We start from the raw sequence: 23,147 nt of genomic DNA on the forward strand, positions 1-23,147 counted from the left end.
GGACGGCGGATCGCCCGTCCGGCCCCGGCGGCGCCGTCCCTCGGCGGCTCAGTCCCACAAGGGCGACGCGTCCGGCACCAGTCGCCCCATCTTGCGGTACTCGCGCCGCGCCCCGGCCCGTATGTCCTCGGCCGACACCGGCGCGCCACGGCCCGCGGCGAGATATCCGGCGGTCACCGCGGCCGACCGGATCGCCCCGCCGGACAGCTCGAACTCCTTGGCGCAGACGTCGAGATCAAGGTCGTCCACGCAGGGGGTGGCCGCCAGGCAGGAACGCCACAAGGCGATCCGCTGCCCGGCGTCCGGGAACGGGAAGTCGACCACCAGATCCAGCCGCCGGGTGAGCGCATCGTCGATGTTGGCCCGCAGATTGGTGGTCAGGACGGCGATTCCGTCGAACGCCTCCAGCCGCTGCAGCAGATACGCGCTCTCCAGGTTCGCGTACCGGTCGTGCGAGCTCTTGACCTCCGAGCGTTTGCCGAAGACGGCGTCGGCCTCGTCGAAGAGCAGCACGGCGTCCGTGCGGTCGGCCTCGGAGAAGATCCGCTCCAGGTTCTTCTCCGTCTCCCCGATGTACTTGTCCACCACGGCGGACAGCTCCACCACATAAAGATCCAGGCCCAGTTCGCCGGCCACGACCTCGGCGGAGAGCGTCTTTCCGGTACCGGATTCCCCGGCGAACAGCGCCACCACGCCCCTGCCGCGCCCACCGCCGGTGCGCAGCCGCCACTCGCCCAGCACCTTCTCCCGATGCCGCGCCCGCTGCACCAGTTCGTGCAGCAGAGCCAGTGGTTCGGGCGGCAGGACGAGCCCGTCGAAGCCGACGGCGGGCCGTACGCGCCGGGCGTGCCGGTCCAGCAGCGGTGCGGACTGCTGGCGGGCGCTGTGCTGGACATGGGCGGCGGTCAGCGGCGTCCCGTCGAAGGCGGCGAGGGCGGTGGCCGCACGGGCCGCCCGTCGGATCTGAGCGGCGCCCAGCCGGTACGGCGCAACGGCCGCCGCGAGGTCGAAGTCGGCGTCCACGGAGCCGAGTTCGGTGTTCCAGACCTCACCCGCCGCCGCCCCGTCGTCCGGCGCGTCCAGCGTGAACAGCCCCGAATCCGGGGCCCAGTCAGGGTCGTACGGCTCGTTCCCGAAGAGGACCACCGGCACATCCCTGCCCGCCAGCGCCCTGACGAGCCCGTCGGGCCGCTCCGGCAGCGGCCCTACGACGACCGCGGCCCGCCGCAGCCGGGCCTCCCGCAGCAGCGCGCCCGCCAGGCCCGCACCGTCACCGCGGTGACCGTCCGGCCGATAGCGCAGCACGGGCAGGCCGGTGCTCCGCAGCCCGTCGGTCACCGGTTCGGCGGCGGTACCGGGCCGGCGCTCCCGCAGATGTACGGCGAGCGGCCGCTCGCTCGCGAGCCCGGCGAGGCGCCCGGCACATGCCTGGGCCCCGGTACGGGCATCGCTTCCCGTACGGCCGGCGGCCGGCTGTCTGGGCAAAAGCAACTCCACCTCGCCACCGCTGAGTTCCGGATCCAGACCGTCGTCCCCCAGCAGATGGGCCACCACCCGCTCCGGCACCCGCAGCGCCCGTCCCGGCAGTGGCCGGTCCTCGTCCTCGATGACGAGCAGCCCACCGGACAGCAGCGGCGCGGCGGGGTGGAAGCGGGCGCGGGCCCCGGGCTCGTACGGGCCGGTGCCCGCGAGGTCCAGCGCCAGCGCGACCGTGGCACGGCGCCGCCCGACATCGTCGTTGAGGTAGCCGTACAGCGGCTCGAAGCCCCGGTCCACATCGGGCGCGAGCGCGGCCAGGAGGATGTGCAGGTCCAGGGCCGACAGCCCGAACCGCCCGGCGAGCGCGGCCGATCGATCCGATGAATCCGATGAATCCGATGAGTCCGCTGGGCCCGATGCCTCGTCATCCGGCTCGCCCGCAGGGGTCGGCGATTGCGCGGCCAGCCGTCTGGCCGTCTCCGGGGTCACATACAGCCCGCGCAGCGGGTCCGCAGCCGTCGGATCGTCGGCGCTGCGCCGCTCGACCAGCCCGGCCACCCGCTCGCGCAGCCCGGCCAACCGGTTGAGCAGCGCGCCGGCGGCGCTCTCGCTCACCGTTGTGCCACTCACCGTTCCTCCTCGCTGTCCACGGCGGACGGCGAGGCACCCGGAGCGGACCGGAGCATCCGTGGCTGGGAGTCGCCGGGCACGCCGTCGAGTCCGCGGACGACCGCGACCGCGCCCTCCGTGACCGGCGGCGCCACGTCGTACGAGGGCGAGACGGGGAAGGGCACGGTGATCACCACGTCCAGGGACGGCTTGAGTTCGCCGCCGAGCGCCGACCAGATATCGGCGATCGAGCGGGACTCGGGGGGCGGCACCGCAACCGTGAGCGGGATGCTCACCTCCAGCGCGCGGAGCGCGTCCGGCAGCGCGGCCGTCGGCAGGATCTCGTGCGAGAGCAGGCACCCCAGCGCTGCCGACAGCAGCCGGTGTTCGTCCTCCGGGCGTGTGGTCCACGCCGTGACCAGGTAGGACAGCCGGAACCAGCGCGGCGGCTGGCGTCTGCGCACGACCACACCACTGGCGTCCCGCTCCGAGATCGCCCCGCGCTCGCGGCGGGCGACCTCCTCGCGTATGTCGTAGAGATACGCATTGAGCGTGGGTGCGTTGCGCCGCGCGGCCCAGTCGCGGGTCGGCGCCTCGAACGCGACGTCCCCGGTGCCGTCCGGCAGTACCCCGCCGCGCAGCACGGACCGCATCGCCTCATCGACTTCGTGAATCATGCCTGTTCCCCCGCCCGGTGACCCGCCGCCCGAATGTCCTGCGCCAAATCCGTCACCGCTGCACCTCTTGCTTTCGCACCCGCACCTGTCTTTGCACCTGACTCCGTGACTGCTGCCGCACCCGTTTCCGTGCCTGCTTCCGCCCCCATCAGATGTATCCCTCGCGCAGCGCGTACGCGACCGCGTGCGCGCGGTTGTGCAATTGCAGCCGCGTCATCAGGGCGTGCAGCACATTCTTGACGGTGCGTTCGGAGTAGGCGAGTTTCTCGGAGATCTGCCGGGTGTCCAGCCCCTCGGCGACCAGCCGCAGCACATCGACCTCGCGCGGCGCCATACCGAGCGTCGGTACGAACGCCACGGAGGCGGAGGTCACCGCCGATCGCCGCAGCCGTCCCACCTGTGTGAGCAGCCTGCTGATCAGGTCCGGCGGCAGGTCACCCTCGCCGCGCGCCGCGCTCTGCACCGCCCGCAACAGCCGTTGCGGGGTGGCCTGATGACGCCAGAGTATGGCCCGTACGCCGTACTCGACGACCGTCAGCAGCTCCGGCTCGCGCAGATCCCGTGCAATCAGCACCACGCGCTGCTCACCACCCCGTACCAGCCGTCTCAGCTCGGTCGCGGCGATCTCGTCGAACCGGTCGATGAGCATGACCGCCACGGTCCCGACCGCGTCCCCGCCGCCCTTGTTCTCTCTCCCGCGCTCCGTCTGTTCCGCCCGCTCCCTGGCCGCGCCTCCGCCCTGGTTCTGGACGATCTCGACGGTGGGCTGGTGCTGTAAGTGACTGACGACCCCGGCCCGGCTGAGCGGGTCGGAGGCATGCACCGTCACCGTGACACATGTATCCAGCACTGTTTTCCTCGTCTCGCCCCCGTTTACCGACTGCCGCAGAGTCCGTGAAGGCAATCAACAAACGCTTACCAGGCAATCAACGACGGTCGGCCGCGTAACCCGCCCTTCCGGGCAGGACACCGGCGGTGGCCGTGGCGGTGGCCGTGGCGAGGGTCAGCGAAGCCTTGGGCGGATCGTTCGACGAGGGCCCGGAAGTCAGCCCGTGGGGGTGCTCTCCGCGCGGGACAGGGCGTCTTCGAGCACGACCAGCAGCGCATCGCGGACCGAGCCCGTCTTGCGTGCGTCGAAGACGATCAGCGGTACGTGGTCGGAGACGTCCAGCGCCCACCGCACCTCGTCGAGATTGTGGTGGACTTCACCGTCGAACGCGTTCACGGCGACGGCGAACGGCATGCCCTTGTGCTCGAAGTAGTCCACCGCGGCGTAACAGTCGTCGAGGCGGCGGGTGTCCACGATCACCAGACCGCCGAGAGCGCCCTCGACCACGTCGTCCCACATGAACCCGAACCGGTCCTGGCCCGGCGTGCCGAACAGATAGAGCTTCAGCGTCGGATCGATGGTGATGCAGCCGAAGTCCATGGCGACCGTGGTGGTGGTCTTGCCGGGGGTGTGGGAGAGATCGTCCACGCCCGCCGCGACCTCGGTGATGGCGGCCTCCGTGGTCAGCGGCCGGATCTCGGAGATCGCGCCCACGGCCGTGGTCTTGCCGACCCCGAAGCCGCCGGCGATCACCAACTTGACCGGTACCGGCGGCTGTTCAACCGCTGTCACGGAGCGTGTCCCGTGAGTCGGGGACGGCACGGAGACCATCAATAACCCTTCGCAGTACGGAGATGTCCTGGGTTGTCCTGGTGTTCGGGACGTGGACCGTCAGATGTCCGGCGGCGCGCAGGTCCTCCGCCAGCACCCGGACCACGTTGAGGTGGAGGCGCAGCCGTGCGGCCAGTTCCGCCACCGACTGCGGCCTGCGGCAGGCGGCGACGATGTCGTGTGGTTCGAAGGCGAGCGTGTCCAGGACGGAGAGGCCGGACGACGTCGCCACGACCTGGGTCTCGACCGGGAGCGGCGGACCGGCCCCGCCCCCCGCCACCCGGCCGGCGGTCAGCAGGAACGGCCGGATCGCGGACGCGCGGCCGGTCGGCTCCGACGGGCCGCGGACGCTGTCCTCCCCCAAGCTCTCGGTTCCTCCCCCACTCTCGGCTTCGCTCGAGCGGGGGGACCCCCATGAGCAGGGGGGACCGCCACCCTCGTCCGGTCCTGGACCACCGCCGGCCATCATGCTCCTCTTCTCGGCGCCCGCACCTCTGCCTCCGCGGTGCGGGACGGGTCAGCGGGCCGGTGCGGCGCCGGCGGTCTTCTTCAGCTCCAGCACCAGCTGGGGGGTGAGCGCGCTGCCGGCCCGGTTGGCGAAGAGGGTCATCTCGTAGGCGATGTTGCCGAGCTTCGCCTCCTTCGAGGTCACCACGCCGAGGACGGCGCCGCAGCCGATGGCCGACACCAGTACATGGCCGCCCTCCAGGTCGATGATGACCTTGTTGAGGCCGCCGAGGCCGTAGTTGCCGGACGCACCGGCGGCCAGGCTCGTGACGCCCGACACGATCGCCGCGAGCCGCTCGGAGTCGGCCTGCTCGCGCAGTCGGGAGACGGCGATCAGCAGGCCGTCGGAGGACACCGCGATGGCGTCGACGACACCGGCGGTCTGAGTGGCGAACCGGTCGAGCAGCCAGGTGAAGTCGGCTGCGGCGGCGGTCAGATCGGTGGGCTCGGCCCGCTCGGAACTGCTCTTACCTGTCGGCGTGGTCACTGCCCGACTCCTTCCGGGGTTGCTGGTGTGGCGATGACGCCGGATCCCTCGGGGCAGGGGCGGTCTCTTGCTCCGCCCTGCGTACGGCGGCCTCGAATTCGTCCAGTTCCGAGCGGACCGCGTCGGCGTCGACGGGCGGGCGCACGGCCTGGGCCTCACGGTCGGCCGTGGGGGTGGTCATGCCGAGCGTCGCACCCCGTACCCGCCGCCGCAGCTGCCGGCCGGGCTGGGCCGGGCGCGGCTCGGCCGCGGCGGCCGTGTGCTCCGCGTCCGTGCGGTGCGGAAGGAGCCGGGGGAGCTCGCCTTGCGGCGCGGTGACGGCCGGCCGCCGTTCGGGCAGGGCGGCCGGGGTCCGCACCGGCAGGGGCGTGGCGGAGACCGGTGCGGGCTCGGGCTCGGGCGCGGTGGACTCCGGCTCGGGCGCTGCCGGGTGCGGTGCCGCCGCGTCGGCCTCGGCCTCGGCCACATCCGCGGCCGGGGACGGTGGGGCGGTGGGGCTCCCGGTCAGGAGCAGCGCGGAGGGGAGCCAGACGGTGCCGGTGACCCCGCCGCCCGGTGTACGGCTCAGGGTGACCCGTATGCCCGAGCGCCGGGCGAGGTTTCCGACCACGAACAGGCCGAGGACCTTGGTCGGTACGAGGTCGAGCCGTTCCCGGCGGATCAGGCGGGAGTTCTCCTCGTCGAGGCGTTCCGCGCTCATGCCGAGGCCGTGGTCGATGACCTCGATCAGGGCACCGCCGTCCGAGGTGACGTCCGTGCCGGGCCGGACGACCACCTCAACGGGGGTGTCGGACGGGGAGAACGAGACCGCGTTCTCCAGCAGTTCGGCGAGCATCAGCGTCAGATCGTCGACGATGTCGGGCGTGACGGTGACCTCCGCCTCGGGCCGCAGGGACACCCGCTGGTATCCCTCGATCTGGCCGAGCCCCGCCCGTATGACGTTGGCCAAGGTGGTCGGCCGGGCCTCCAGCTCGGGGTCCCGGATTCCGGCGAGCAGCATCAGGCTGTCGGCGTTGCGCTGGAGGCGCACCGCGATGTGGTCGATGCGGTACATCCGCTCCAGGACGTCGGGGTCGGATTCCTCGCGTTCCACGGCGTCGATCAGCATGAGCTGGCGTGAGGTGAGGTTGCTGACCCGGCGTCCGACGTTGCCGAACATCTCGGCGACGTTGCGGCGGCTGAGTACCTGCCGCTCCAGCAGCGCCGCGGCGGTGACCTGCACCTGGTTGAACGCCTCGGCCAGGTGGCCGATTTCGTCGCGGACCGGAACGGGGATCGGCCGCGGCCGCAGCGGGGTGTGCTCCGCCGACTCGTCGTCCTCGACCTTGGCGAGTTCCTCGCCTGCCACGTCGACCACCTGCTGGGCGGCGCCGGTCAGGACCGCCAGGGGACGGACGACCGAGCGCCGGACCAGGACGGAGAAGGTCATCCAGGAGGCGAAGCCGAGCAGGGCAACGCCGAGCATCGCCAGCGCGTTGTGCAGGGCGCCCTGGGAGAGACTGTCGGCCCGAGCGGCGATCTGGCCGATCAGCGACCGGGTGATGGAGAGGCGGGCCTCGGCCTGCCGGGTCCCGGCGGCGATCGCCGTGCGCAGCTGATCCGGGGTCTGGCCCTGCAGGGAGCCCGGATCGATCTGGAGCTCCGCGAACTGGGCCTCGATGCCGTTCTCCTCGGCATCTCGCTCCATCCCGCTCAGCCGCAGGACCTGGTCCGGGTCGCCGATCCTGCCGAAGCGTGCCACCTGTTCGTCGTAGAGCTTGTGGGCACCGACGGCACGGGTGTACTCGGTGAGCGCGTTGGCGTCCCGCGTCTGGGCGGAGAACACCCCGCTCTCGAAGGCCGCGTGGGCGGCGTCGGCCCGCAGCACCGTGTCGAGAAGATTGGTGACCGAGGACGACGAGGTGCCGACGAAGCGGTCCAGGCCCAGGCCGTCGATCAGGTAGCCGACGGCGGCAGCGTACGCGGGATCGATGCCGGCGGCCGGAACCGAGCCCCGTTCGACCTTGTCGCGCAGCACGGCAAGGCCCCGGATGTACTCGAGGGCCTGCGCCTCCTCCTTCGGCAGTCCCGCCCCGAACGCGGATTGCACGGCGGTGACCTGCTCGTCGGTCTCCTGCTGCGTCCGACGGTAGGCGGCGGTCGAGGGCAGGGTGATGCCGGGCCGGGCCGACTCCTGCTCCACGGACAGCAGGAGCGCCTGCCGGTGTTCGGCCTGTACGTCGTTGATCAGCCTCGTGACCTGCTCGCTGTCGCGCACCAGCTCCGCGGTCCGGCCGGCATCCTGGGCCTTGGCCACCTGCGTGTTGACGCCGATGCCCAGAAGCACGCCGACGACAGCGACGGGCGCGATCACCAGAACGTTGAGTTTCCGCCGGAACGGCCATCGGTCCAGGAGGGCGCCCGCCCGCCGGCGGAACCGCGGCCCCGACGCTGAACGTCGGGACGGGTCCCGTTCGTGTGGCGGGTCCACTGTGTCCACGGACACCTGGGCCTCCTTACGACGTGCTCCTGAGCGGTGACCGAGGTGTTGTTGTTGCCGACCGCCGACGACGGGGTGCGTGACGCTCGCGAAGTGCGCTCGCAGAGGCGAGCGAAAAGATTGCGCCACATGTCCAACCGGCCGTGAACATTACCGCGTGCGGAGGCGCTTGCAAGCCGTGAGTCATCAATGGCCAGGCGGCGTTCAGCTCTTTGTCGCTTTTGGCCCGTTACCCTCTTGCGGCGTGCCCTGCCGGCCGAGGGGCCGAAGGGCCGGTGTCCGTAGGGGAGTGGGGCGCGGACCGGCTCGTTCCGGACCGGGCCCGGCGTCGGCGGAGTACGCCGTGCCTCCCGAAGGCGGCTGCCCCCCGGAGCATCGCCACCCGTAATCTGTCTCCCCCCACCCCAACCCGTATCCTCATCCTGCCCTGCGAGGAGACCCGTGCACCCCACCCGCAAGGCGGTCGTGACAGCCGCCGCACTCCTGGTCATGGCGACCGCCGGCTGCGATTCCGGCGCCGGCGCCACCGCAACCCACAGGCGCTCCTCCAAGCCCGGATGCCCCACCACCCTCGCCAGGGCCGAGCAGGCCGTGAAGAAGGCCGAGGAGGCCAACGCCCCTTGGAAGGGCCCCACCACCGGGCCCAAGGCCGTCCACGGCAAGACCCTTGTCTACATCGCCCAGACCCTGACCAACCCCGGCGTCGCCGGGGTCGCCCAGGGTGTCCAGGAAGCCGCCGAGATCGTCGGGTGGCGCGCCCGTACCCTCAACGGCCAGGGCACCCCACACGGGATCCGGGCCGCCTTCCAGCAGGCCCTCAGACTCAAGCCGGACGGCATCGTCATCAGCGGTTTCGACCCCGCGATCGCCGCAGAGGGTGTCAAGAAGGCCAACAAGGCGGGAATTCCGCTGATCGGCTGGCACGCCACCGCGACCCCCGGCCCCAGTAAGGATCCGCGGCTCTTCAGCAACGTCACCTCGCGGGTCGAGGACGTCGCGAAGATCAGCGCCGACTGGATCATCGCCCGGTCCCACGGCCACGCGGGCGTCGTCCTGTTCAGCGATACCTCGATACCCTTCGCGAAGCGCAAGTCCGACCTGATCAAGAAGGAACTCGCCACCTGCTCCGGCACCGAGCTGCTGAGCTATACCAACCTCCCCATACCCGAGGCCAACAGGCGCTCCATCGCGGAAGTCCGCTCCTTGCTGTCCCGTTTCGGCCGCAAGTGGACGTATTCCGTGGCCATCAACGACTTGTACTTCCGTCACGCCGCTCCCGCCCTGCGCGCCGCGGGCAAGGACGGGGCCGGCGCCCCCTTCAACATCGGTGCCGGTGACGGCGACCCGTCGGCCTTCCAGCGCGTCAACGGCAAGGAGTTCCAGGCCGCCACCGTGCCCGAGCCCCTCTCCGAACAGGGCTGGCAGATCATCGACGAGTTCAACCGTGCCTTCGCCGGCGCCCCGGACAGCGGATACATCGCCCCCGTCCACATCACCACCGCCGCGAACAGCGGCGGCGCACTGTCCTGGGACTCCGAGGGCTACCGCCAGGCCTACCGCAAGATCTGGGGCGACTGACGTGCCCGCTCGGCCGGGGCCGGTGTGAGCACCCTCGGGCACGTTCCGCCGCGGCGGGCCGCACCGGCCGGAACGGATCTCCGGCTGCCCCGACCTGCTCCCTGAAGGCTTTGGCGGTGACGTACGGGGCCGACCGCTCCGGCTGCCGGACGGCGACGCCCGCCCCGGGCCCGGGGCCCCGGGCACCCCGCACACGGACGCCGGTGCCCGCCCGCAACCGGTATCTGTTGCACATCCGGCGTATGTGTGAAGCGATGGGCATACCGATGGAGTCGGTGAGGTGCATCGTGCCGTGGCTCTGCTTCCTTCCGCGTCGCGAGCGCGGCCCGGCAGCAGGAGAGCACTGTGAAAGGCTTGCAGCCCACACCAGTGAAGATGCCCTGGACGCTGGTGGCGCTGGCCCTGGTGACCGGCGTCCTGCTGGACCTTTTCGCGCCCGAGCCGTACATGGGGCTCCCGCTCCTCGCGGCGGGACCGCTGATCGCGGGCGCCATGCTGCCCTTCCGCTCCGCGGTCGCTGTCATGGCCGCCACGTGCGTACTCTCGGTGGGGCTGGACATCGAGCGCGAGCGGCCGGTGACGCCGCTGCTCGTCGATCTGGCCGTGGTCGGCCTGATCGGGGTGCTGGCGCTGGCCATCAACGGGCTCATCGCGCGGCAGGGGCGCGATCTGGCGCTGGCCAGGGATCTCGCGGAGGCGGTCCAGCTGGCGGTGCTCCCGGCCCCGCCGAAGAGGGCCGGTCCGCTGGCCGTGGCCGCCGGATATATCGCGGCGCAGGCCGAGGCGCGGATCGGCGGTGACCTGTACGCGGTGCAGGAGACCCCGTTCGGAGTGCGAATGATCATCGGCGATGTGAGGGGCAAGGGCATTCAAGCCGTCGCGGCCGTCTCGGTCGCGATCGGCGCGTTCCGGCAGGAGGCCGAGTACGCTCCCACGCTGGCCACGCTGGTGCGGCGGCTGGACGAGGCGATGGCCAGGGCGGCGGCCCGGAGCGGCCCGGTGCCGTCGAGGGAGGGCTTCACCACCGCCCTGCTGGCCGAGGTGTCCGTCGACGGCGAGGCGCTGAGGCTGGCCAACCGAGGGCACCCGCCCCCGTACCTGGTCCACGACGGGCGGCTCGTACGGCTCGATCCGACCGACCCGCAGCTGCCCCTCGGCATGGGGCTGGGCAACCTCGATCCCATGGGGCACGCGCCGGTCGATGTGGTGCGCCTGCCCCCGGGCGCCTCGCTGCTCCTGGTCACCGACGGTGTCACCGAGGCGCGGGACAAACGGGGAATCTTCTACGACCCGCTGCGCTCCCGACGCCTGGGCCGGCGGTTCACGAGCCCCGATGCACTGGTGGACGCCCTGACCAAGGACGTCGGCCGCTGGACCGGGGGAGAGGGCCAGGACGACATGGCCATCCTGGCCGTCACCCGCTGCCGCCCTGGCCGCGCCGCCTGAGCAGCGGCGCACGCCCACGGCCTCGCCGCTCTGCAAGGATCACGGCCATGCCACCGCAGCCCACTCTGACGGAACGCCGCTCCCCCTGGGTCGTGTTCACCTCTGCCGCCGACCCTTGGCCGGCTGCGGAAACCGCCACGCTGGTGCGGCAAAACGGTCTGGTCCTGCGACTGGACGGCCGCGAGCTGCGGGATGCCGCGTCCCTCTTCCGTACCTTCGCTCGGGAGCTGTCGTTTGCCGGCCACTTCGGCCACAACTGGGACGCCCTGGTGGACTGCCTCCACGACTGGCACGGCCCCGGCCACGGCAACCAGGACCTTGCGATCCTGATCGACCACGCGGACGACCTGAGGCAGGCCGACTTCCTCGGGCTGCTTGTATCGGTCCTCGCCCAGGCAGCCTGGAACTTCAACCTCCGCATCGACGCCGACGGCAACCTCGACGCATGGCGGCAACGCATCGTCCAGCACTTCGTCTTCCTCCTGGACCACACTGCGCCTGCTGCCTTCGCCGAGGGGGCGGCCCGCGGCACCGACGTAGTGGTGGCCCTCTCGGACGGCCGCCTGCTGGCCACCCTGACCGATATCGACTGGCCGGTCAGAGCGCGCCGAGTTGCCGCATCAGACCCATGATGTCGTAGTGCCACCAGCCTTCCTGGACCATTCCGTCGTGGAACCGGAAGGTGGTGACCCCGGTCATGGTGCAGACCTTGCCCGTTGGGGCGATACCCATGAAGTCGCCCTTGTGTGTGCCGGTCCAGGTCCACCGCGTCACGACATCGTCGCCCTGGGCGATCTGGGAGTCGAGGTTGAACGTGAAGTCGAAGGCGGCGCGCCACCTGGTGACGTCACTGCGCATGACGTCGGCCCCGGTCACGGTCTCCTCTTCCTTGATGACGTCGTGGTCCCGGTAGTCGGCCGCGAACACCTCGTCGACGGCGTCGAGGTTGCCCCCGACGGCGATCTCGTGGAAGAACCGGCGGGCGGTTGCGGTGTTCAGCTGTTCGTCCCGGACGATGTCGAGGTCGGTGAACGACGGCATTCCGTCGCAGAGCGCCACCATCTCCTGAAAGATCCGGTCGGTCTCCGGGAGGTGGGAGTTCTTCATCGCCTCTTCGTGCGAAGGGAATTCGACGATCTCGACGAAGTGGGATGAGTCGGCCCGGTCCTTGCCGACAACGCTGTGGGTGGCGGTCCGCTTGCCCTTGGTCTGCTCGACCCACTTGTCCATGAGTGCGTTCATGCCGTCGGGGCGCTCGGTCTTGTAATCGATTATTTGTACGAATTTCATGACGCCTCCCTGGGTTGGGCGAGATATGTTCAGTTTAGTGAAGAATGAGGCTATTGCCGTGTCACGCCGAGTGATGCTGGACCCTGAGGTGTCCCTGACCGCCTTCATTCAGGGCCACGGCACCGCCCAGGCCACTCCTGCTCAGCCACTCCTGCTCAGCCACTCCTGCTCAGTCACCCCTGCTCGGCCGCCCCTGCCCAGCCGCTCCTCCCAGGCGTCTTCCGGACACCTGACTCCCCGTCACGGCCTCGCAAGCCTGAGCCGGAGCCCGACTCACCGTTCCGGCGTCGGGGTGGCGTTGGGGCGTAGGAAACGCTGGAGGATCAGGCGCAGGGTGGGGAGTTGATCGGCCGGGTCGAAGGACGGGTCGGTGGCGGCGCTGGTGTAGAGGGCGGCGATGAGCGCCATGACCCAGGCCGCGGTGTCGTCCGGGTCCAGGTCGGGGTCGATCTGGCCTGCCGTGGCCCCGTTCCGCAGCAGGGTGGTGAGGGTGGACCGCTCCTCGTCGTTGTCACGGCCCAGCAGCGCTTCGAGATCGGGGTCGCGGTGGGCCTGGATCAACGCCTCCATGACCAGGGCCGGGACCAGTGGCTGCGTGGCGGGGGTTGCGAGGAGGTCGACGGTGTCGAGGAGGGCGGTCCACGGGTCGTCGGCGGCGCGAGCGGCGGCGAGGCTTTCGGACTTGGTGGCGCCGCCGTCGCGCTCGTCGTCCTCGAAGACGGCGTGGAAGATCGCGCGCTTGTTGGGGAAGTAGTGGAACAGGTTGCCCGCGCTCATGCCGGCGGTTTTGCAGATCTCTGCCGTGGTGGTGCGCTCGAAGCCTTTGGCAGCGAAGAGTGCGGTTGCGGCGTCGACGATGTGGCGGCGCCGTGCTCGGTGTTTGGCCGGGTCGACTGTTCTCACCGCGGACTCCTGTGGGTCGGCTCTGGGCTCTTGAGGTCTTCCGCCAATAATAGATCGAGCGCTCGGTCTATGATGGCGGACGGCAAGAGCGAAGGGGAAACAGCGCGAAGGGGGAAAACATGGAGAGGAACAAGCGCCCGGAGCTGGACTCGCAGGCGGACCGTCTCACCGTGCTCGGCAGGCCGGCGTGGGTCACCGTAGGCGTCTATGCCGCGTTGGTACCGGCCGGGGCGGGTGTCGGCCGGCTCGTCGGCCTCCTTGCCGACTGGCTGGTGACGCTGCCCTGGGCGCCTCTGCAGGGGCCGGCCCGGCTCCTCGCGTCGGTCCCCGGCCCTTGGCTGCCCGCTGTGGGTTCGGTGGTGGGGCTGGTGGTCGGATTCATCGCGCAACACGAGGAGTTGGTCATTCGGCTGTCGGACGAGCGCGTGGTGCTCACCCGCAAGGGCCGGGACCAGGGGTTCCCGCTCGACGCCATCGCCACGGTGTGCCGGGACGGCGAGCGACTCATCCTGCTCGGCCACGACGGCGGGGAACTCGCGCGCGAGGAGTGCGACCTGAATGCCGGCCGCCTTGCCGACGCTTTCACCGAGCACGGCTACGCCTGGGCGGACGCCGATCCGCACCATGACGAGTTCCGTCGCTGGGTCCCGGGCACTCCCGAACTGCCGGAAGCCGTGAACGCCTTCCTCAATGCCCGCCAAAAGACCCTGGAGAAGAAGGGCCCGTCCGACGACGACGTACGGGAGCTCCGCGAAGAACTGGCCCGTCTCGGCGTCGTCGTGCGGGACGAGAAGCGACGTCAGTACTGGCGGACGTTCCGGCAGCCGGGCCCAGCCGTGGAATGAATGGCGCCGGGAGCCCAAACGGTCCCATGCCGGTGGGGCCCAGGTACGGGAGCGGTACCCGACTGCCCGGTTCTGGCTCTGGCTCGGCTTCTGTGATCAGTCACCGTACGTGTCGGCCATCGTCGCTCGGCAGTGGTGCGCTGATGGCCAGGTCTTCGTCGAGTCTCGTCACCAGGTCCATGGCAAGGGACGGAACATGGCCGGCGGCCCACTGCTCGGTGAGAGAGAGGAAGCCCTGCATGTCGTCTCGCACGGATTGCAGAATTCCCGCCAGGTCACCCACTGGGATCTCGAGGGGACGCGCTGAAGGAGCCTGTGCCGCGTCTCCGCCGTCGGGCCACAGCCGAATGACCGTGTCGGCATGCTCGATCCTTGGTGAGGGGTCGTGGCCGAGCCACGGCGTTTCTCCCGTCAGGACGTCGAGCCACTCGCGCCAGTCCTCCAGGCCGCAACAGCATCCCGGGCTCACTGTGACATCGATGCCGGTGTGGTGGATGAGCAGACCGCCTGGTGCGATGACTTTCTCCGCCTCCAGCAGGCGACGAATCTGTTCGCCGGCATCTGTCACCGGACGGTCGTCGCCGGACGTCCGGGAGTTGTAGTCGGCCAGGGTCGCCAGTGCACTGCCGACTTCGGGCAGGGACATGCGGCGGGACAGAGTCAGGAGCCGGTAGGGAGGCAGGTCAGCCACCGGCCAAAAGGAGAAGTCGGCGGTGTCCACGGTTTCCAGTACGGCATCCACAATCAGCACTGCTCCAGTGTCGCCTCGCGCGGCCCAATCCGTCTGGCGACTTCCGGCTGGCTCACGCACGGAGCCGGGGCGATCGGCCTGCGGTCCCGTCAGCGTGCAGGGCCCGGCCTGGTGGACTCCGTTTCTGCGAGGGGGAGCACGAGCGCGGACGGATGGTGCAGCGAGACTTCGGACGGGAGGAGTCGGGTGGTCGTCGCCAGGGCTTCACCGGTGCCGGTGTTGCGGGCGAAGCGTGGGTGGGCGCCGCCGCTGATCTGAAGGCGGATCCGGTGGCCGGCGGGGAAGTGGTGGGCGGTGGAACTCATCGCCACTGTGACGGCGGCCGGGGAGGGTTCAGCCGCGGACTCCATGGGCGGCAGCCGTCGCAGCCCGTCGCAGACGTTGGTCGAGCGGCCCCGGCCATCGACGTCGCAGAGCCGGGCGAAGACATCGGCGTGGCCGGTGTCCGTGCTGACCTGTAGGTCGACGCTGACCGGCCCGAGGATGTGGACCGGCTCGGTGAGGGGTGCGGTGGTGAAGGTCAGCACGTCGTCCCTGGCCTCCAGAGCGGTGTTGTCCTGATTCCCGGCTTTGTTGGACAGCAGGGGACCGCCGATCGAGGGCGTCGGATCGGCCGGGTCGTAGCGGAAGGTCAGCGGCGCCGACGTCTCCTCGGGGGCCTTGATGCTCAGCGTGCCGCCGCTGTCGAGGTACCAGCGGCGGGCGGTTGTGGCCGTAGGCCAGTCGGGCAGGTCCTGCCATGTCTGTCGGCCGCCCACGTGGACACGCACCCTCGTCTCCCGCAGGCCGGACGGGTCGTCGCACAGGTGGGCCCGCAGCCAGGCGAGGCTTTCCGCGAAGACCTCGGGCCAGCCTTGCTGCAATGCGGAGTTGTGTGTCCAGGGGCCGACGAGCAGGGCGGTGTCGCAGCCGGCGCGCCGCAGCCTGTCGTACTGCTGCAGGGTCTGGTCGAGGGCCACGTCGTGCCAGCCGGTGATCAGGCTGGTCGGCACGGCCAGGCGGTCGGCCGCGGCCCCCACGTCCACCCCTTGCCAGTACGCGTCGTCCGCGTCCGGGTGGGCCATGGCCTCCTCCAGGAACGGCACCCGTCCGCCCAGGCCGGGCACGTACGCCTCCTTGAGGGGAAGGGTGCGCGCGATCTTCCGCGCATGGCGTTGCAGCCGCAGGACGGACCGCAGAAAACTCGGTACGCCCCGGTGCTGATACGTCATGCCCGCGGTGGTGGCAAGGGTGCTCTCCAGGGAGAACGCGCCGTCCCCTGCCGGGTAGAAGTAGCCGTGCATGTTGTGCAGGCCGACCTGGACCACCATCGCGCGCAGCTCCGGCGGCGGGTCCAGGGCCAGCGCCCACTGGGTGTAGCCGAGGTAGCTGGCGCCGATCGTCCCCAGCGCGCCGGAGAACCAGGACTGCCGGCGCAGCCAGGCGACGGTGGCCCGGCCGTCGGCGGCCTCGTTGCGCCACAGGTCGAACTCGCCGCCGGATCCTCCGGTGCCGCGGCAGCTCTGCAGGACGACATGGAAGCCCTGTTCGGCGAAGAGCACGCCGTACATCGGCGCCCAGGGGAAAACCCGGCCGTACGGCGAGCGGACCAGGAGGGTGGGGAAGTCGCCGTCGGCCAGGGGGAAGTAATGGTCCGTCAGCAATGTGCTGCCGTCGGCGGCGGGCACCGCGAGGCCGGGCTCGTAGGCGACGTCGTGGAGCTTGGGGGGAAGGCCCCGGAAGGTGCGCCGCATGGCCCGGGCGAGCAGGGGCGGCTTCTGTGCGGACGAATGGTGCGTCGCCGTGGTCATGGTGCGCGTCATGGTGCCTCGATTCCTGGAGCAGGATCCGCAGTGAATTCTCGTACGTCGTACGAGAATAGCGGAGGTGATGATGGAATGGCCGACAGGAGTGAGGAGAAGACGCCGTGACCCGTACAGGCTCAGCCGGCCGCGATGCCGGTGTGGATCCCGAGCGGCTCTGGTCGCCGGCCGAACGCCCGCGACGGGGCAGGCGGCCGGCGCACAGCCGCGCCGCGATCACCGCCGAGGCCGTTGCCCTCGCCGACGCCGAAGGGCTCACCGCGGTCACGATGCGCGCGGTCGCCGCCCGGATCGGGGCCGGAACGATGTCCCTCTACAGCTACGTCCCCAACAAGGAGACGCTGCTGGAGCTCATGATCGACCACGTGAGCGGCGACCACCGGCTGCCGCCCGAGCCCTCCGGCGACTGGCGCGCCGGCCTCCGGCAGATCGCCCACGACCAACGCGCGATCATGCGCCGCCACCCTTGGCTGCCCGCCGCGCTGCCCGCACGGCAGACCCTCGGCCCGAACGCCCTCGCCGTCGTGGAGTACACGCTCGCCGTACTCGCCCCTGTCGGCCTGGACGCCCAGGCGAGGCTGGAGACCTTCAGCCTGCTCACCGGTTTCGTGGCCAGCTACGTTTCGTATGAACTCGCCCAGGAACAGGCCACCGAGGCCGCCGGCCGCACCTCCGGCGAACTCCTCGACGCGCAGGCCCGCTACCTTCGGTCCGTCGCCGTCGAAGGCCGGTACCCCCATCTTGCCCAAGCCCTGGCGATGCCGAGCCATGCCCAGGAACCCCAAGCCGCTTTCGGCCGTCTTCTCGACCGCATGATCAACGGGCTTACGGCAGTGACATGACTCCCCGGCAGGGTCGGCTGCCCGGCCACGGTGCGGGTGGAGGGCGTGGCAGACCGCCGCGAAGTCCTCGTCGGCCCGGTCACGCGGGCAGTACGCGCCATCGGGCCAAAGGGTTTCCTCAGGCGGTCGCGGACGGTTGCCGGGGGCCGGTCGTGCGCTCGGCCGCGTCCTCCAGGACGATCCGGCCGATGATCTCGTAGCGGTGCGGCTGACGGGCCTTCAGGTACCAGCCCAGGCCCAGGCCGCCGCAGAAGACGAGGCCGACGATCCAGGGGATGGCCCTGAAGAAGAGGGAGTCCGCGGCCTCCCCCGCCGCGGTGTCCATGTTGATCACCAGGAGGGCAACGACGGCGATCATGCCGGCGCCGCCGAGCAGCGGAGCGACCAGCGTCCTGAACCAGTGCCGGTCCTCGGGATGGTGGGTGCGGAAGTAGCCGATGACGGCAAAGGAACAGAGGGTCTGCACGATCAGGATCGCCATCGTGCCGAGGATCGCGAGCAGCGTGTAGAGGTGGAGGTACGGGTCCTGCCCGGTGAGCCAGAAGCCGGCGACGAGTGCGACGGCGATCGCGGACTGGGCGGAGGAGGCGAGGTACGGGGAGCCGTGCGAGGGGTGCGTGCGGCCGAGGGCCGGGTGCAGGAATCCCTCGCGCCCGATCGCGTACAGATAGCGCGAGGCGCACTGGTGGAAGGCCGTACCGCAGGCGAACGAGCCGGTGATCAGCAGCCATTGGAAGGCGTCGACCGCCCACGCCCCGAGGAAGGTCTGCGCCGGGCCGAAGAAGAGATCGAGCGGGTCGGCCGAGGACGAGACGGTGACCGAGCCGGCCAGGCCGTTGCCCGCGATCGTCATCCAGGAGACATAGATGTACAAGAGGCCGACGCCGATGACCGAGATGAGGGTCGCGCGCGGGATGACGCGCTTGGGGTCGCGGGACTCCTCTCCGTACATGGCGGTCGATTCGAAGCCGACCCACGACCCGAAGACGAAGAAGAGGCCGAGCCCGGCGGAGGCGCCGGTGAACGCGTTCTTGGGGTTGACCGGCTCGACCGGAATGCCGTCGGGACCGCCGCCGTGCACCAGTACGGCGGTGGCGACCGCGAACAGCACCGCGATCTCCGCGATCAGCATCACGCCGAGCGCCTTCGCGGTGAGGCTGATGTCGAAGTGCGCCAGGACCGCGGTGACGGCGAGCATCGCGGCCGCGTACAGGATCCACGGCAGCTCGACGCCGAGCTGGTCGTGGACGGTGGTCCTGGCGAAGTACGAGAAGACACCGACGACCGACGCCTCGAGGACGATGTACGCGAGGACGGCGAGCATCCCCGAGGCCATTCCGGCGATGCGGCCGAGGCCGTGCGAGATATAGCCGTAGAAGGCACCCGCTGCGGTGATCCGCTTCGCCATGGCGATGTATCCGACGGAGAACACCGTCAGGACCACGGTCGCGAAGAGGTAACCGGCGGGCGCGCCCGTGCCGTTGCCCGAGCCGACCGCGATCGGGAGGCTGCCGGTCATCGCGGTGATCGGCGCTGCGGTGGCGACCGCCATGAAGACGACGCCGGTGAGGCTCACGGAGTTCGCTTTGAGGCGGTGCACCTCGCGCGGGGGACTTTCTGTCATTCCTGCCTCTCTCGCCGTCTTTCAGCATGCGTGTCGGCTTCCCGGATCGTGATCTACGCCGCAACCGGGCGGGCGGGGCGGTGTCGCCCAACTTCCCGTGAGGGCAACGAGTTGTCGCAGGAAAGGTCCCCCCGCGCTAGGTCCCCCCGCGCTACGGCCCGAGCCGCACGGCGGCCCGGCACCACGGCCGTCCTGGCGCAGACCGGCCTACGAGCGCTCGCTCGAACTCCCGGGCGCGCATCCGGCGGGCCCGTTCATGTGAGGTCAAAAGCCGCTGGGACGGGGGCGGCGCACGTCGTGTGCCGAATCAGGCGGTCGACGACGTCCTGGAGGCTGGCCCGGTGGGAGAACGCGGCGCGCTGGCGCCGCGCGCCGCCGTGGCCGGCAAGGCGGCGGAGCGCGGCGCTCACCGATACCAGTTCCCCGGACTCCTCGAGCGTGGGGCGGGCGTAGTCCACAAGATCCCGCAGCAGATGAGCGACGGGCACAAGTTTGCTGCTGCGGGTGTCCACGGCGTGGCCGGAGCAGCCGTCGCGGGCGGAACGCCAGTACGCCGCGCGCAGCAGGGCGTCGCACACCTGCGGGCCCGGGTCGCCGCGTTGCACGCGTTCCAGCGCCTGGACGACCATCGCGCGCACGAGGACGGCGAGCACGGCCGTCTCCTCGATGCTGGTGGGGACGTCCATGGCGCGGATCTCGACGGTGGGCAGGTGCGCGGAGGGCCGTACGTCCCACAGCAGCGTGTGGTCCCCCACGGCGGCGCCGGCATCCGTCAGGTCCGCGCACAGCTGTTTGTACCGGTCGGCCGAGGTGAAGTACGGCGGGGGGCCCGCGACCGGCCATTGGCCGCCGGCGACGGTGCGCCAGCTGGCGTAGCCGGTGTCGCGCCCCTCCCAAAAGGGTGAGTTCGCCGACATGGCGACCAGGAGCGGCAGCCAGGGCCGCAGGTGATTGCAGATCAGGACGGCATGTTCCAGGTCGGGGACCTGGACGTGGGTATGGAGGGCGCACAGGGCGTAGGTGTCGTTCAAGGCTCTGTACGCGTCGAGCCCGGGGCGGTAGCCGGGGTCGTCCCGGATGGGCGCCGGGCCGTGTGCTCCCAGGACCGGGGTGCCCGACGCGGCCACGCGCAGCCCTTCGGCGGCGGCTGCCTGCACCACTGCCGTCCGCATCCGGGCCAGGTGGGAGAGCAGCTCGTCCATGCCGCCGCACGGTGGTGTCTTGGCCTCGATCTGGTACTCGGTCAACTCGCCCGAGACCTGGTCGCCCAGGACGGGGGCGGCGCGCCGCAGGACCCGGGATCCGGCGGGCGCCACGTCACGGCTGTCGGGGTCGATGAGGAAGTACTCCTCCTCCACGCCCAGGGTCGGATATTTCTCGCCACTGATCATGCCGGTGCCCTTCGATGCCCGGTCCCGGCCGGGCGGGGCCGGCCGGGACATGCTGCGCCTGTCAGCACCCGCTGCGTCCGTCAGCGCCTGCTGCGCCGATCAGCGCCTGCGTCGCCGAGACCTTGTCGATCTCCTCGGCTCCATGGTCGGGCGGCAGCGGGGGCCACGCCACAGCGGTTCACCCACCCGCAGCCGCTGGGAGTGCCCGTCCACCCGCCGGGTAGCAGGCTGGTGGCAGAACGCCCCGCCAGCGCGAAAGAACCGGAGCCGCGTGATGCCTCAGCCGACACCAGCTTCTGCCGTCGACCGTCCGGCCGTGCACGGCAAGGTTCCCGACGATCTGCTCCGGGTCAGTGACCTGGACCCGGGAACCCTGGCCGGTCTGCTGGAGCTGGCGGGGGCGATGAAGCAGGAGCCGCTGGGCTGGGAGCGCAGCCTGCACGGGGCCACCATCGGGTGTCTGTTCGAAAAGCCCTCCACGCGCACCCGCGTCTCCCTGGCCACGGCCGCCCACCGGCTGGGCATGAGCGCCATTGTGCTGAACCGGGACGAGATGCAGCTCGGCCACGGCGAGACCATCGCCGACACCACCCGCGTGCTGTCCTCGTACCTCGACGCCATCACGGTGCGCACCTTCGCGCACTCCACGGTGGAGCAGATGGCCGAGGCCGCAACGGTTCCGGTCATCAACGCCCTGTCCAACAGCCACCACCCCTGCCAGTCCTTGGCCGACCTCCTTGCGCTGCGCGAGCACTTCGGCACTCTGGCGGGGATGAGGGCGGCCTTCATCGGGGACGGCAGGAGCAACACCTGCAACTCCTTCCTGGCGGCGTGCGCGGCCTCCGGCATGCACCTGACCATCGCCGCCCCGCGCGGCTACGAGACCGACGCGGACATCCTCGGCGAGGCGCAGGAGCTGATGGCGCAGACGGGCGGCTCCGTATCCCTCACCACCGAGCCGATCGAGGCCGTCCGCGCCGCGCAGGCCGTCTACGCCGAGGTGTGGGTGCCCATGGACAAACGCGATGAACACGCCGTACGGGCCACGCTCCTGGCCGACTACCGGGTGGACGGTGCCCTGCTCGCCCACGCTCCCCGGGAGGCGGTCGCCATGCACTGCCTTCCCGCCCACCGCGGGCAGGAGATCACCTCAGAGGTACTCGACGGCCCCCGCTCACTGGTCTGGCGCCAAGCGGCGAACCGGCTGCCCACCGCCCAGGCGGTGCTGCACACCCTCATCACCACGGCGCGTCGGCGGGCTACCTGACCTGGCGCCGCGGTCGCCCGGTGCCGGCATGCACGTGCCGGGCGGGGCTCCGCCAGGACCCCGGCGACAGATAGTGCGCCCGCTTGGGTACTGTCGTCCGAGGAGGTGCACGGCGGTGAACACGAGACGGCACGTACGAGCAGGCGGCGCCATGGCGCAGGTCCTGCTGGTCGTTGTGCTCGCGCTCGGCGTCTTCGTCATGCACACCGTCGGACATCCCGATGGGTCCTCCGGCTCCGGTACGCATACCGGGATGGACCACGCCACCGGCATGGACGCGACGTCCCAGGCGCATGCCTCCCCTGAGACCCGGATGGCCCAGTCATCACCCGCGCCCTCCGCGCACGCCGCGCGCTCGGAGACGTCCGCCGACCCGTCGTCGCACTACGCACCCGGCACCGGCACCGGCATGAACATGGCCTCGCTGTGCATGGCTGTGCTCGGCACCTGGGCGCTCGCGACGCTGCTGCAAGCGGCCCTGGCCCGGCGCCCGGGGTGGCTGGCGGACCTCCTCGCGAGCGCCGTTGTCATGCTGCGGCCCAACCCTCCACCACGCGGACCCGATCTCACCCGGTTGTCAGTCCTGCGGATCTAGGCCGAACCGTCCTCGCGGGCGCGCACTGAGCGCTGCCCGCGACGCCGCGTACGCGCAACACATCCGCACAACAGACAACATGAGGTGTATCGACATGAGCTCCATCAAGCGCGCTGTCCCACGTCCCGTGAGCCGCCGCCGCGTCGCGGCTGCGGGGGTCTTCGCCGCAGGAGCCCTGCTGCTTGCCGCGTGCGGCAGCAACGACCACGACATGAAGGACAAGAGCCACGGGGGCACGTCCGCGCCGACCGCCTCGAAGGAGGCCGGGGCGAAGCCCGCACCGGGGGCGTTCAACGACGCGGACGTCAGCTTCGCGCAGGGCATGATCCCGCACCACCGGCAGGCCGTCGAGATGGCCGAGCTGACCGAAGGCCGGGCCTCCGACGCGGAGATCAAGACCCTGGCAGCGGCGATCGAGAAGGCGCAGGACCCCGAGATCAAGACCATGCGGTCGTGGCTCAAGGCGTGGGGCAAGCCGGAGTCGTCCGAGCACAACATGCCCGGCATGGAGCACGGTTCGGGCGGTATGGACCACGGTTCGGGCGGCATGGACGGCACGGCCGGGATGATGTCCGAGAAGGACATGACGGACCTCAAGGCGGCCAAGGGCAAGGACTTCGACAAGAAGTTCGCGCAGATGATGATCGGCCACCACAACGGCGCGATCACCATGGCCAAGGATGAGCAGAAGAACGGCCGCAATGCGACCGCCAAGAAGCTCGCGGGCGACGTCATCAAGAACCAGGCCGCCGAAGTCGACAGGATGAACAAGATCCTCGACCGGATCTGAGCCCTCTCTCCCCACACACCGTTGCGGGGCGGTGACCCCCCGGCCCCCCGCGGGGGGGTGGCGCCCCGCCCCCAACGGTAGAGCACACCTCTTTAAAACAGTCACAAAAAAAACCCAATCTGTTT

At 70.6% G+C, this 23,147-nt stretch carries 21 protein-coding genes; 8 read left to right on the plus strand and 13 right to left on the minus strand.

The genetic code is table 11. The features are described 5' to 3' along the window. Positions 1 to 48 precede the first annotated feature (48 nt). The 7 genes from AB0D04_RS36920 to AB0D04_RS36950 all read right to left on the minus strand — a co-directional run bounded on the left by AB0D04_RS36920 (position 49) and on the right by AB0D04_RS36950 (position 7,904). Positions 49 to 2,109 carry an ATP-binding protein gene (locus tag AB0D04_RS36920; RefSeq protein WP_362711787.1) on the minus strand — a complete coding sequence of 687 codons (2,061 nt, stop codon included), beginning with the start codon at positions 2,107 to 2,109 and terminating at the stop codon, positions 49 to 51. Continuing rightward, the gene (locus tag AB0D04_RS36925; protein ID WP_362711788.1) at positions 2,106 to 2,765 is read right to left on the minus strand and encodes a DUF4255 domain-containing protein; all 660 of its coding nucleotides are present in this window, start codon (positions 2,763 to 2,765) and stop codon (positions 2,106 to 2,108) included. The genes AB0D04_RS36920 and AB0D04_RS36925 overlap by 4 nt, the downstream gene beginning before the upstream one ends. 148 nt (positions 2,766 to 2,913) lie before the next feature. Continuing rightward, the gene (locus AB0D04_RS36930) at positions 2,914 to 3,615 is read right to left on the minus strand and encodes a response regulator transcription factor (RefSeq protein WP_362711789.1); all 702 of its coding nucleotides are present in this window, start codon (positions 3,613 to 3,615) and stop codon (positions 2,914 to 2,916) included. Positions 3,616 to 3,810: 195 nt separating this feature from the next. Further along, the gene (locus tag AB0D04_RS36935; protein WP_362711790.1) at positions 3,811 to 4,425 is read right to left on the minus strand and encodes an ATP/GTP-binding protein; all 615 of its coding nucleotides are present in this window, start codon (positions 4,423 to 4,425) and stop codon (positions 3,811 to 3,813) included. Continuing rightward, entirely contained in the window at positions 4,373 to 4,789 is a 417-nt protein-coding gene (locus tag AB0D04_RS36940) for a DUF742 domain-containing protein (RefSeq protein ID WP_362711791.1), read from the minus strand. Before AB0D04_RS36940 ends, AB0D04_RS36935 begins: the two co-directional genes overlap by 53 nt. 153 nt (positions 4,790 to 4,942) lie before the next feature. Next, positions 4,943 to 5,419 carry a roadblock/LC7 domain-containing protein gene (locus tag AB0D04_RS36945; protein WP_362711792.1) on the minus strand — a complete coding sequence of 159 codons (477 nt, stop codon included), beginning with the start codon at positions 5,417 to 5,419 and terminating at the stop codon, positions 4,943 to 4,945. Next, the gene (locus AB0D04_RS36950) at positions 5,400 to 7,904 is read right to left on the minus strand and encodes an ATP-binding protein (protein WP_362711793.1); all 2,505 of its coding nucleotides are present in this window, start codon (positions 7,902 to 7,904) and stop codon (positions 5,400 to 5,402) included. Before AB0D04_RS36950 ends, AB0D04_RS36945 begins: the two co-directional genes overlap by 20 nt. Positions 7,905 to 8,339: 435 nt before the next feature. On the opposite strand from AB0D04_RS36950, the gene AB0D04_RS36955 reads away from it, so the two are divergent. The 3 genes from AB0D04_RS36955 (at position 8,340) to AB0D04_RS36965 (ending at position 11,554) form a co-directional block, all read left to right on the plus strand. After that, positions 8,340 to 9,476 carry a substrate-binding domain-containing protein gene (locus AB0D04_RS36955; RefSeq protein WP_362711794.1) on the plus strand — a complete coding sequence of 379 codons (1,137 nt, stop codon included), beginning with the start codon at positions 8,340 to 8,342 and terminating at the stop codon, positions 9,474 to 9,476. Between the two features lie 375 nt (positions 9,477 to 9,851). Then, a complete protein-coding gene (locus AB0D04_RS36960; RefSeq protein ID WP_362711806.1) occupies positions 9,852 to 10,922 on the plus strand; it encodes a PP2C family protein-serine/threonine phosphatase in 1,071 nt (356 codons plus the stop codon). A gap of 47 nt (positions 10,923 to 10,969) precedes the next feature. Then, positions 10,970 to 11,554 carry a barstar family protein gene (locus AB0D04_RS36965; RefSeq protein ID WP_362711795.1) on the plus strand — a complete coding sequence of 195 codons (585 nt, stop codon included), beginning with the start codon at positions 10,970 to 10,972 and terminating at the stop codon, positions 11,552 to 11,554. Here the strand turns inward: AB0D04_RS36965 and AB0D04_RS36970 are convergent. Then, positions 11,520 to 12,212, minus strand: coding sequence for an ester cyclase (locus AB0D04_RS36970; RefSeq protein ID WP_362711796.1), 693 nt, complete (start codon positions 12,210 to 12,212; stop codon positions 11,520 to 11,522). The genes AB0D04_RS36965 and AB0D04_RS36970 overlap by 35 nt on opposite strands. A gap of 273 nt (positions 12,213 to 12,485) precedes the next feature. After that, complete coding sequence (locus tag AB0D04_RS36975; protein ID WP_362711797.1) at positions 12,486 to 13,115, minus strand: TetR/AcrR family transcriptional regulator; 630 nt, start codon at positions 13,113 to 13,115, stop codon at positions 12,486 to 12,488. 119 nt (positions 13,116 to 13,234) lie between these two features. On the opposite strand from AB0D04_RS36975, the gene AB0D04_RS36980 reads away from it, so the two are divergent. Continuing rightward, on the plus strand, positions 13,235 to 13,960 hold the full coding sequence (locus tag AB0D04_RS36980) for a hypothetical protein (RefSeq protein ID WP_362711798.1): 726 nt from the start codon (positions 13,235 to 13,237) through the stop codon (positions 13,958 to 13,960). Between the two features lie 100 nt (positions 13,961 to 14,060). On the opposite strand, the gene AB0D04_RS36985 is transcribed toward AB0D04_RS36980, so the two are convergent. Beyond that, positions 14,061 to 14,702: a hypothetical protein gene (locus tag AB0D04_RS36985; RefSeq protein ID WP_362711799.1), complete on the minus strand. Its 642-nt coding sequence runs from the start codon at positions 14,700 to 14,702 to the stop codon at positions 14,061 to 14,063. A 98-nt stretch (positions 14,703 to 14,800) separates the two neighbouring features. After that, the gene (locus AB0D04_RS36990; RefSeq protein WP_362711800.1) at positions 14,801 to 16,513 is read right to left on the minus strand and encodes a CocE/NonD family hydrolase; all 1,713 of its coding nucleotides are present in this window, start codon (positions 16,511 to 16,513) and stop codon (positions 14,801 to 14,803) included. Positions 16,514 to 16,653: 140 nt separating this feature from the next. On the opposite strand from AB0D04_RS36990, the gene AB0D04_RS36995 reads away from it, so the two are divergent. Continuing rightward, positions 16,654 to 17,355: a TetR/AcrR family transcriptional regulator gene (locus AB0D04_RS36995; RefSeq protein ID WP_362711807.1), complete on the plus strand. Its 702-nt coding sequence runs from the start codon at positions 16,654 to 16,656 to the stop codon at positions 17,353 to 17,355. Between the two features lie 118 nt (positions 17,356 to 17,473). On the opposite strand, the gene AB0D04_RS37000 is transcribed toward AB0D04_RS36995, so the two are convergent. Then, positions 17,474 to 18,979, minus strand: a complete 1,506-nt coding sequence (locus tag AB0D04_RS37000; protein WP_362711801.1) for an APC family permease — start codon at positions 18,977 to 18,979, stop codon at positions 17,474 to 17,476. 254 nt (positions 18,980 to 19,233) lie between these two features. Next, on the minus strand, positions 19,234 to 20,370 hold the full coding sequence (locus tag AB0D04_RS37005; protein WP_362711802.1) for a glutamate--cysteine ligase: 1,137 nt from the start codon (positions 20,368 to 20,370) through the stop codon (positions 19,234 to 19,236). Positions 20,371 to 20,686: 316 nt separating this feature from the next. Between AB0D04_RS37005 and argF the strand changes: the two genes are divergently transcribed. The 3 genes from argF (at position 20,687) to AB0D04_RS37020 (ending at position 23,022) form a co-directional block, all read left to right on the plus strand. Beyond that, positions 20,687 to 21,637 (plus strand): ornithine carbamoyltransferase, encoded by a 951-nt coding sequence (argF, locus tag AB0D04_RS37010; RefSeq protein WP_362711803.1) that lies wholly within the window; start codon positions 20,687 to 20,689, stop codon positions 21,635 to 21,637. Between the two features lie 115 nt (positions 21,638 to 21,752). After that, positions 21,753 to 22,232, plus strand: coding sequence for a hypothetical protein (locus tag AB0D04_RS37015; protein ID WP_362711804.1), 480 nt, complete (start codon positions 21,753 to 21,755; stop codon positions 22,230 to 22,232). 94 nt (positions 22,233 to 22,326) lie between these two features. Next, complete coding sequence (locus tag AB0D04_RS37020) at positions 22,327 to 23,022, plus strand: DUF305 domain-containing protein (protein ID WP_362711805.1); 696 nt, start codon at positions 22,327 to 22,329, stop codon at positions 23,020 to 23,022. Positions 23,023 to 23,147: the final 125 nt, after the last annotated feature.

The sequence above is a fragment of the Streptomyces sp. NPDC048483 genome (genome assembly GCF_040651455.1).
Classification (GTDB): domain Bacteria; phylum Actinomycetota; class Actinomycetes; order Streptomycetales; family Streptomycetaceae; genus Streptomyces.

Excerpts from the sequence above, each read along its gene's own strand:
- AB0D04_RS36925 (WP_362711788.1), bottom strand. The coding sequence starts at position 2,765 with ATGATTCACGAAGTCGATGAGGCGATGCGGTCCGTGCTGCGCGGCGGG.
- AB0D04_RS36935 (WP_362711790.1), bottom strand. The coding sequence starts at position 4,425 with ATGGTCTCCGTGCCGTCCCCGACTCACGGGACACGCTCCGTGACAGCG.
- AB0D04_RS36960 (WP_362711806.1), top strand. The coding sequence starts at position 9,852 with ATGCCCTGGACGCTGGTGGCGCTGGCCCTGGTGACCGGCGTCCTGCTG.
- AB0D04_RS36965 (WP_362711795.1), top strand. The coding sequence starts at position 10,970 with ATGCCACCGCAGCCCACTCTGACGGAACGCCGCTCCCCCTGGGTCGTG.
- AB0D04_RS36970 (WP_362711796.1), bottom strand. The coding sequence starts at position 12,212 with ATGAAATTCGTACAAATAATCGATTACAAGACCGAGCGCCCCGACGGC.
- AB0D04_RS36980 (WP_362711798.1), top strand. The coding sequence starts at position 13,235 with ATGGAGAGGAACAAGCGCCCGGAGCTGGACTCGCAGGCGGACCGTCTC.
- AB0D04_RS36990 (WP_362711800.1), bottom strand. The coding sequence starts at position 16,513 with ATGACGCGCACCATGACCACGGCGACGCACCATTCGTCCGCACAGAAG.
- AB0D04_RS37000 (WP_362711801.1), bottom strand. The coding sequence starts at position 18,979 with ATGACAGAAAGTCCCCCGCGCGAGGTGCACCGCCTCAAAGCGAACTCC.
- AB0D04_RS37005 (WP_362711802.1), bottom strand. The coding sequence starts at position 20,370 with ATGATCAGTGGCGAGAAATATCCGACCCTGGGCGTGGAGGAGGAGTAC.
- AB0D04_RS37020 (WP_362711805.1), top strand. The coding sequence starts at position 22,327 with ATGAGCTCCATCAAGCGCGCTGTCCCACGTCCCGTGAGCCGCCGCCGC.